We start from the raw sequence: 9305 nt of genomic DNA on the forward strand, positions 1-9305 counted from the left end.
ATTGTGATTTTTCTGTAGATAACATGGCTTTAGCTGTAGATATGAGTCGTTCTAATTTTTTCAGAAAATTGAAAAGTATAACAGGACAATCTCCTATTGACTTCTTAAAACAAATGAAAATGAAGCGAGCTGTACAATTAATAGAAAGTAAAGAGTACAATATTTCAGAAATAGCTTATATGACAGGATTCAATGATGCGCATTATTTTAGCAAATGTTTTAAACAAGCTTATGGAATATCTCCTACCGAATACAAAAATAGCATTGATAAGTAATATTTATTATAACCTCATTTATATAAGGAAATGCAACTTGCAATGATCAAGTTGATATTTCCTTATAGCAGGGATATTCAAAAAATAAAATGGCATATGAAGTGATTATGGTCTGTCATCCTCATATGCCATTTTTTATTGCTATTTTACTGTGTTTTCTTAAAAATTCTATCCGGCAGGACATGACGCTCCGGAAGAAGCCTGGTGACCTCCTCTGATTCTGTCAGTAAAATCATATCATGCCGCTTTAACCGTCCTGTTCCTGATCTTGTCAATCATCAGTACGTGATAGTATCGGTCAAACGGTACCATCGTAGCGCACGAATCGGTACCAAGAAAATCATAAACAATTCAGTTCTGTAGCCTAATACAAACTTCATATCTTAGAGGCATAAGAAATCAAACGTCCTCAAGATATGGCAAACAGAACACTGAATATGGTGAAATTAAAAAGAGCATTTCAAATGCTGTCGGTTTCCACTCCCCAACGTGAGATATGCGCCCAACTACATATAGGTCGGGGAGTTCTGAACCGCTACAAGAAACTGGCCGATGAAGCCAAAGTTGATTACAGACGGTAGGCGGAATGAGTGAGGAGCAGATCCACAACCTGCTTCAGTCTCCTCCCGTCTCTCAACCGTCAGATCAGAAAACTGAACTGGATGAATTGTTGCCGGATTATGTCGAGGATCTTGCCAGACACCGTCATCTGACTGTCCAGCTGTTACATGAGGAGTACCTCAAGACACATCCCGACGGCTATGGGTATACCCAATTCAAGAAACACATCCGTGATTACCAGTATGCGCACAACCTTTCTTATCACAATACCTATATGCCTGGAGGAGAAATGCAGATAGACTTTGCCGGTGATAAGCTTTATATCACCGACCGTAGGACGCATACACATGCTTCCGTAGTGGTCTTGTGCTGTGTTCTTCCCTTTAGCGGACTGGCTTATGCCAAGGCCATGTATCATGCAAGCATGGAATTCTTCTTCAGCGGTCTGTCGGATGCCGTTACCTATTTTGGAGGGAGTCCGGAAGTCTGCAAGAGTGACAATATGGTCCAGTGGGTGAAAAAGTCGGACCGCTACGAGCCTACTTTCAATGATGCAGCCATTGAATGGTCCAGTTATTACGAGACTTCGCTGGAAGCCTGCCGCGTACGAAAGCCACGTGACAAGGGAGTTGTAGAAGGTATTGTGAACAAGTTCTATCAGTATATTTATGCGGCTATCCGGGATGAAGAGTTCCATACGCTGGATGAACTCAACAACCGTATTTTCGAACTTACTGACCAGTTTAATGACCGGCCTTCACGTACTACCGGAAAAAGCCGCAGGATGGTTTTTGAAGATCAGGAGCGGGACAGTCTGCGGCAACTTCCTGATGTACCCTTCCGCTTTCGCTACCGTAAGGAGGTCAAGCTCACAGGCGATTATCATGTAACTGTCGGCCGACTGGAAGAACGCCATCTTTACAGCGTGCCTTACACCTATGTCGGTCAAAAGGTAACCGTCCTTTGGGATACGGAAACGGTTGAAATCTATCAGAACAACACAAGAATAGCCTTACACCGCAGATGCTTGAGCGGAGGACGTACCACGGAAAAAGCACACATGCCGGAGAATCACCTGGAATATCTTCACAGTAAGGGACGGAATGCCGCTTTTTACCTGGAAGAGGCTGAATCCATCGGAGTCTATACCCGGAAAGCTGTGGAGAAAGTCCTGGCATCTCCCAAATATGTAAGCCATGCCTACCGTTCATGTGAGGGCATATTGGCCCTACGCCGTAAATATGGCAAGGACAGGCTGGAGAACGCCTGCAGGCATGTGTCTGAAAGCGGAACTGTTACTTATAATATGCTCAGGAATATCCTTCAGGGCAATCTTGACAAAACTGAAATCCAATCTGCCGTAACCTTCACGCCCGAGAATGAATATGTACGTGGCGCAAAGGCTTTTGCAAACATTTAAAATCCTGTTGATTATGAATACACAAGAAACCATCGTACAACTCAAGGAATTGAAACTGAAGGGTATGGCTGACACACTTGAATCCCTGATGAATCTTCCGGTACAAACCCGTCCGTCATTTGATTTTGCCATAGCCAAGATGGTAGAGGCGGAAATCCTGGAAAGAAAAGAACGTAAGACAGAAATGTTCCTCAGAACCAGCAAACTCCGCTATCATGCAATGATTGAAGATGTAGCCTGTGGGGTAGAACGAAACTTCACGGCTGAACAACTAGCCGTACTTGCTGACTGTTCCTTTATACGCCGACATGAGAATCTGTTGATACAAGGCAAGTGCGAATGCGGAAAGACCTTCCTGGCCTGCGCCCTCGGCAGACAAGCCTGCACCATGGGCTTCCGGACGGTCTATCTGAACATGAACAGGCTGGTAGAGAAAATTACTCTGTCCAGGCTTGATGGTACATTCCTTAAAATGATTACTTCATTAGAGAAGAATGACCTGATCATATTGGACGACTTCGGCTTGCAACCGATGGATACCAATACCAGACTGGCCTTGCTACAAATCCTGGAAGAAAGATACGAGCGAAAATCCATGATTATAGCATCGCAACTGCCCATCTCCAAATGGTATGATTATATCGGAGATCCGACTCTGGCAGATGCAATTATGGACCGTCTCGTGGCTAACTCAAACAAAATTGAGTTAAAAGGAGAATCCATGAGGCAGAGAAAGAAAAAATAATATACTTTTACAGGACTGAATATGGTACCGTTTGCAGCGTCATGACGGTACCGATTCGAGCGATACGATGGTACCGATTACAGTGCTACGCATGGTACCGATTCAGCGCTATCGTCAAGTACGGCATTTGCCGTATGTATTCCGAAGAAGATCCACAGGATTTCCGTCTTCCTGTTCCGTGCCTTCATCCTCGAGAGCGAGTAATGCTGCTTCTGTGTGCCGAAGCTTCCTTCAAGCCGGGTGGCCCTTTCCCTTGAAAGTTCACTTCTGAAAACCTTCCTCAAGGATTCATCCCTGGCTGCCCTTCCCTTGCGTACGAAGGACGTGGAGATTCCGTATTTCGTGCAGAATTTCCTGTTGGCATTATTGGCATGGAATCGGCAGCCACACACCTTACCCTCACGTTCATGAGTTTCTGTTGCATGCGGATGCAGTCCTTCAGGCGTATGCCCTCGTTGAAAGCCTTGAATGAGAGGTGTTCGATGAACGATATGCCGTCTATCTGTATGTTGTTGACTTTTGCACCGAACTCGACGGATTTCGTTTCCTTGCCTCTGACGATGGGACGTACATAATGACGGTCAATGCTGACGATGCGGTCACTGACCTTCCGGCCCTCAAACATTTCCTTCTCCTGTACAAGAACCTTTCTGATGATGGAAAGCCGCTTCCGGTAATCCTGAGTATATCGGAGTGAGGGTCCATACTCCCTGTGAATTTCATCCCTCTGCATGAGAAGCTTTTCAAGGAGTCTGATCATACGGCGCTTGAGCATCCTTGTCCGTGAAGCCTTTCTCTTTCTTTTCTTGCAGTAGGACAGATAGGACTCCGCCACATCCTTGTATTTGTTACGAGGACGCCTTATGCCAAGCTCCCCGCAATGCCTGCAGATATGCCTGTAGAGCCATTCCAGGCTTTCCCAAAGGAGTTTCATGTCTGTAGGGAAGCGCATATGGCTTTCATAGCATGTGGCATCAGTCATGCACACGTGAAGGTTCTCAAGATAAGGTTTCCAGTGTGAGGCCAGCACTTCCTGGAGGGATTCAATGTCAAGACGGGATGCCATCTCGTTACGGATGGCACTGACTATCTTGTAGTTGGTTATGGGAAAGGACGGATCTATCATGATTCCGCAGAACATCTGGTAGTGTATGTTGCCGTTCAGATGTTCCACCAACTGTCTGTCGGAGAATCCGGTGTAGGCTTTCAGGACCATGAGGGCAACCTTTGCCGAAGGGCTGAAGAGGTTCCTGCGCCCCAGACGCTGTTCCGACAGGCCTGCAACTTTTGCCATACGCCCAAACGGAAATACCGAGTGAAGCCTGCCAAGCTCACTCTCATTAAAACTCTTGCGATATTTTTCCAGAATATCAAATTCTGTAAAGCCCAAAGTTGGGTGAATTTCTGAAATATTTTGTACTTTTGCCATATCTTGGTTTGGGAATTTCCCCCATTTTGGCTGCCAAACCTTATTTGCGGGGGAATACCTAAAGATACAAAAAAGCCAGCTAATTCGCAACACTTTGTGTATGAATTAGTTGGATAATTTTATTCTATTTACTGAATGTTCCTATAGCAGATTATTTTTCAGTTTCTACAGTATGATAAGAACTCCATTCTTTTAAATCTGGAAAAACAATATCAATCTTTATACGGTCAGCTTCATTGTGAGTCAAAACTCGTGCCCAAGATACACGTCTGGAAATATCAGCTCCTGCACCCTTGTTATTATATTCAAAATAACGAGCAGTCTGTTCATTCTTAGGATTTCCCCAATTATGCCAACCTTCAGGACAAATATGTTTTCCCATATAACAGTTCATAAATAAAACATAAGCAGCTTCACGCCATGGACGCCCTAAATAAACTTTTAAATTATCGTCTCCTGTCAATTTACATCTATTAAAAATATATCCAAATGGATGTGAAGCTGGAGTAGAGGCTGCTGTAATATAAGAATCAGCTTTACTGTGTATAATGCAATTTTCAAACCAACAAGTAGCAGGACCAAAAATAAAATCAGTAGTTCCTTCTATATAAGTATTACAAAAATAAAAACGTCCATACTTATTTCCCGTAAATACCGTATCCTGATTACCCAACAAACGACAATTTATGATAATCGACTCTGTTCCTTCTAAATGTAAGGCTACCGCTTGTCCCTGAGTTCTCAATTGTCAGATTTTCTAAACGAACACCATCACCATGCACTAAGACTGTATATGAACTGAATGTTCCCATATTATTTTTATTGGCATTGTCGTCATAAGATATTATGGTATTTGTCGGATCATCTCCTATCAGACTTATATTACACCATGCGGCCGGAATAACCAATTTCTCACGATATATGCCAGGCATTATTTTTATAATACTACGTTGTTCCTGATATACAAGTACAGAATTTACGGCTTCTTGAATTGTCAGATAGTCACCACTGCCATCTTGTGCGACAACTTTATAATACGTAGATTCAGAAAAAGCTTCAATAGAAAAGAATATACATATTAGACCCAATATAAATTTCATAATATTAAAAATTTAAGACCAAGCTACGATATATTTATATTGTAACTTGGTCATTATAAATCATCAGTAATTAGGATTTTGTTCCAAATTCGGGTTGTTTGTTATTTGAAGAGCTGGTATAGGATATATTCCCCTCCAAGATTCTGTTTTTTCAGTTTTATAAAACCAAGTATTATTGAAGAAAGATCCAAAACGAATCATATCCCGTCTACGTTGATTTTCCCAAATAAATTCACGAGCACGCTCCTCTTCTATTTTCTGCAAAGTCAAATCAGACCATTCAGAACAATTACTACGACGACGCACTTCATTAACCAATTCTAGAGCAACATCTAAGTCTTGATTCAACCGAAATAAAGCCTCAGCCTTCATTAAAAGTACATTAGAGTAACGCTCTAAAACATAATCATTATCTCCCTTACTTCCGGCCCAGACAACTCCAATAGGAGAATATTTCAATACACGATATCCCTCATTTTCTTGTGCAGAAATCATATCTTTGATAGTGGTTAAAACCAACTGATTTCCATTTTCATCACACAAAGGTGTTACTCCATCTTGATAATATTGTGGCCCATATTCAAGTAACTCTAAACGTTCATCACCTTCTTCATATCTGTTCAATGCTTCATCTGTAAAACAATAACCATTTGCAGGTGCAAAAGGAAGATCATATTTCTTTTGATCTAAAGCATGCTGTGCATACAATATAAATTCATTACCATCTACTCCCTTAGAAGGATCTACAGAAAAAGCTGTAATAATTTCTGTTGAATTAGCCTCATTCGTAGATAAAAAGCAATCACCTACCTTATCTTCCAATTCATAACAATTTGTACCAATCACATTATCACACATCGTTACAACTTTATCCCACTCTGCCGTTTCTGAATAAACTTCAGCATTTAAATATAGTGAAGCTAAAGCTGTATAAACAGACTCTTTTGTTAAACGAGGGTAATAATCAGTTTTATTAACTTCTTTAATAGAAGGCAGATCTTTTGCGGCTTCTGTAAATTCATCTACAACAAATTTAAATACTTCTGCACGAGGTGTTGTTTTAGGTAAATTATTAGGATCAACACGAGCTTCTGTAAAAACAGGTACATTTCCCCAATAGTCCATTGCATAATAATATCCATAAGCACGCAAGGCACGTACTTCAGCAATTAATGGTTTTAAGTTATCTACAATTGGAGAAGATTCCAAACTAGCTATAACAGCATTTGCAGCACCAATACCTGGAAACACATAAGTTCCCCAACAAGTAGCTATACGTTCATTATTAGGTGTTACTTTATGTGACATCATTTCCATATTCCCTTCATCATACCATCCTCCACTGGCTCTGCCTGGACAGAAGAATTCATCTGTTCCAAATTCCCCGATTCGCCATCCATCACCTCCAGCTCTTGACATATACGAAAGATACGAATAAACACCAACAACTGAAGATAATGCCTCTTCTTCTGTTTGATAATAAGTTTCAGGAGATAATCTACCATATAATTCTTCATCAAGATCCAAACAAGAAGTTAAAGGACTAACTCCTAAGAATGATAAGAATATTAACTTAATTATATTTTTTGTTTTCATATACTTATTTTTTATTATTAGAAAGAAAGATTAATACCCATACTAAATGTCCTAGCTTTAGGATAACTTAAATAATCAACTCCTAATGGAGCAACTCCTGTACGTGATATTTCTGAATTAACTTCAGGATCAGCACCAGAATATCCTGTAATGATAAACAGGTTTTGTGCAGAAACAAATACTCTAGCATTAGAAATATATAATTTAGGTAAACTAAAATTATACCCCAAAGAAATATTGTCTAAACGTACAAAAGAACCATCTTCTATAAATCGCGAAGAATAAACTTTTGCTTGATCACGATTTACTCCTGACGTTACAGCCTCTTTAAGCACATTTCTACCAGGAAGGTTACTTAAATAAGCTAAATTATTGGCTGTACAATTATATACATCATTGCCTATGCTTCCTCGAAAATTCAATCCTAATGTCCAATTTTTATATTGAAGGTTCGTTCCTAATCCAAATGTCAAATCTGGTTGAGCACAACCTATAACTTCCGATTCTCCATCGTTAGCAAATTGTTCTACTCCATCCACTACACCAATAAACCGTTTACCATAAAATGTCCCGATTGGTTCACCAGGCATAATTAATTGAGCATATGTACCAGATAAACCTTGTCCTTGACACGGAGCAACTTGCATATTATCTCCTGTCCATTGTCCATTAGACAAGCTTACAACCTCATTTTTATTATGACTTAAGTTTAAATTTGCATCCCAAGCAAAATCTTTTGTACGCATTAAATCAAATGACAAATCTAATTCAATACCTTGATTGGTAACAGTTCCAACATTTGCTATCTGTGTAGTAATCAGTGAAGGAGAAGGAACTGCCACAGATAAAAGAAGATCGGTCGTCTTTTTATAATAATAATCTATGCTACCTCTAATTTTTCCATTTAAAAATCCGAAATCAATACCTATATCAGTCTGAGCCGTCTGTTCCCACTTTAAGTCAGGATTAGTATATTGCTGGGGTAATACTATAGTTATTTTTTCTCCTCCTACTAAATAGCCATTTGTACTTGCTCCCAAAGTACTTAAAGAATTATAATTACCTATTTCCTGACTACCTGTAATACCAAAACTTGCACGAAGCTTCAAATCAGACATAATGTCGTTCTGAAAAAAATCTTCTTGTGAAATACGCCACGATGCTGCCACAGAAGGGAATATTCCCCATTTATTACCAGAGCCAAAACGACTAGAACCATCCCGACGAACTGTTGCTGTCAATAAATATTTATCTGCATAATTATAATTTACACGTCCATACATAGATATTAATGTATTACTTTCCGCATAACTACTAATAGACTCAACTGTTTGAGCAGCAGCCAAGCTATACCATTTAAAGTTATCAGATAAAAATCCATAGGCCTTCGTTGTCTGACCTTCACTATAAAAATATTGCCAAGAATATCCAACCATTGCGTCAATGTTATGCTTTCCGAAACTTTGATTATATTTCAATATAGTTTCTAAAAGTTTCGAATAATCAGATAATTTCTGTACGGTTACATACCCATTATTACCATTTCCCAATAAATTACTCTTTGAAATATAAGAATTACGGTTTATTGTATTCTTGTTATAACCGGCATTTACTTGTAAGGTAAAAGCTTTATAAAAATTCCAATCAGCAGTAAGATTCCCTAAGAATTGACTTGTAGCACGTTCATCCAACAGTTCTTTAGAAAAAGAAGCAGGATTTACACGATATGGAGGCACGTCATAATAATCACCATCTTCATCGTAAATAGGGTAAGTCGGATTAAAAACATAAGCTTCATACAACATACTACTACCCATCTCACTACCTACTGTATTTGATACAGGCGCTTGATCTGAATTAGTTTCTCCATAACTGATATTCATATTTAGCTTTAATTTATCGTTTAAAGCTTTATGGTTAATATTCACACGAGCATTAGCACTTTTCATACCAGAACCTTCCATAATACCATTTTGATTGCTATATCCGGCAGAAGCACGATAACTAGTGTTTTCACTACCACTCATAAAAGAGACATAATGATTTTGACTGATTGCAGTACGAAAAATTACATCCTGCCAATCCGTATTTTCTCCTTTATCATCTAAAGTCAGACCTAATTCAGATACCGTATTACGATATTCATCACCTGTTAAAACATCCAGTTTTTTAGCAACAT

At 39.5% G+C, this 9305-nt stretch carries 6 protein-coding genes and 2 pseudogenes; 4 read left to right on the forward strand and 4 right to left on the reverse strand.

Annotated elements, in window-relative coordinates:
- The 4 genes from ACZM60_RS13615 to istB form a co-directional block, all read left to right on the forward strand.
- A partial coding sequence (locus tag ACZM60_RS13615; protein WP_489521764.1) for a helix-turn-helix domain-containing protein occupies positions 1–275 on the forward strand: 275 nt, incomplete at its 5' end.
- A 416-nt stretch (positions 276–691) separates the two neighbouring features.
- Positions 692–856, forward strand: coding sequence for a hypothetical protein (locus ACZM60_RS13620; RefSeq protein WP_489521765.1), 165 nt, complete (start codon positions 692–694; stop codon positions 854–856).
- 5 nt (positions 857–861) lie between these two features.
- Positions 862–2256, forward strand: coding sequence for an IS21 family transposase (gene istA, locus ACZM60_RS13625; protein ID WP_489521766.1), 1395 nt, complete (start codon positions 862–864; stop codon positions 2254–2256).
- 13 nt (positions 2257–2269) lie between these two features.
- Entirely contained in the window at positions 2270–3001 is a 732-nt protein-coding gene (gene istB / locus ACZM60_RS13630; RefSeq protein WP_489521767.1) for an IS21-like element helper ATPase IstB, read from the forward strand.
- Between the two features lie 77 nt (positions 3002–3078).
- On the opposite strand, the pseudogene ACZM60_RS13635 reads toward istB, so the two are convergent.
- From ACZM60_RS13635 to ACZM60_RS13650, 4 genes and pseudogenes are all read right to left on the reverse strand, one after another.
- A pseudogene (locus tag ACZM60_RS13635) lies at positions 3079–4430 on the reverse strand (transposase).
- Between the two features lie 151 nt (positions 4431–4581).
- Positions 4582–5530, reverse strand: a pseudogene (locus ACZM60_RS13640) (pectinesterase family protein).
- Between the two features lie 63 nt (positions 5531–5593).
- Positions 5594–7126 (reverse strand): RagB/SusD family nutrient uptake outer membrane protein, encoded by a 1533-nt coding sequence (locus ACZM60_RS13645; protein ID WP_489521768.1) that lies wholly within the window; start codon positions 7124–7126, stop codon positions 5594–5596.
- Positions 7127–7143: 17 nt separating this feature from the next.
- A partial coding sequence (locus ACZM60_RS13650) for a SusC/RagA family TonB-linked outer membrane protein (protein WP_489521769.1) occupies positions 7144–9305 on the reverse strand: 2162 nt, incomplete at its 5' end.

It is taken from the genome of Phocaeicola sp. (assembly GCF_057861905.1).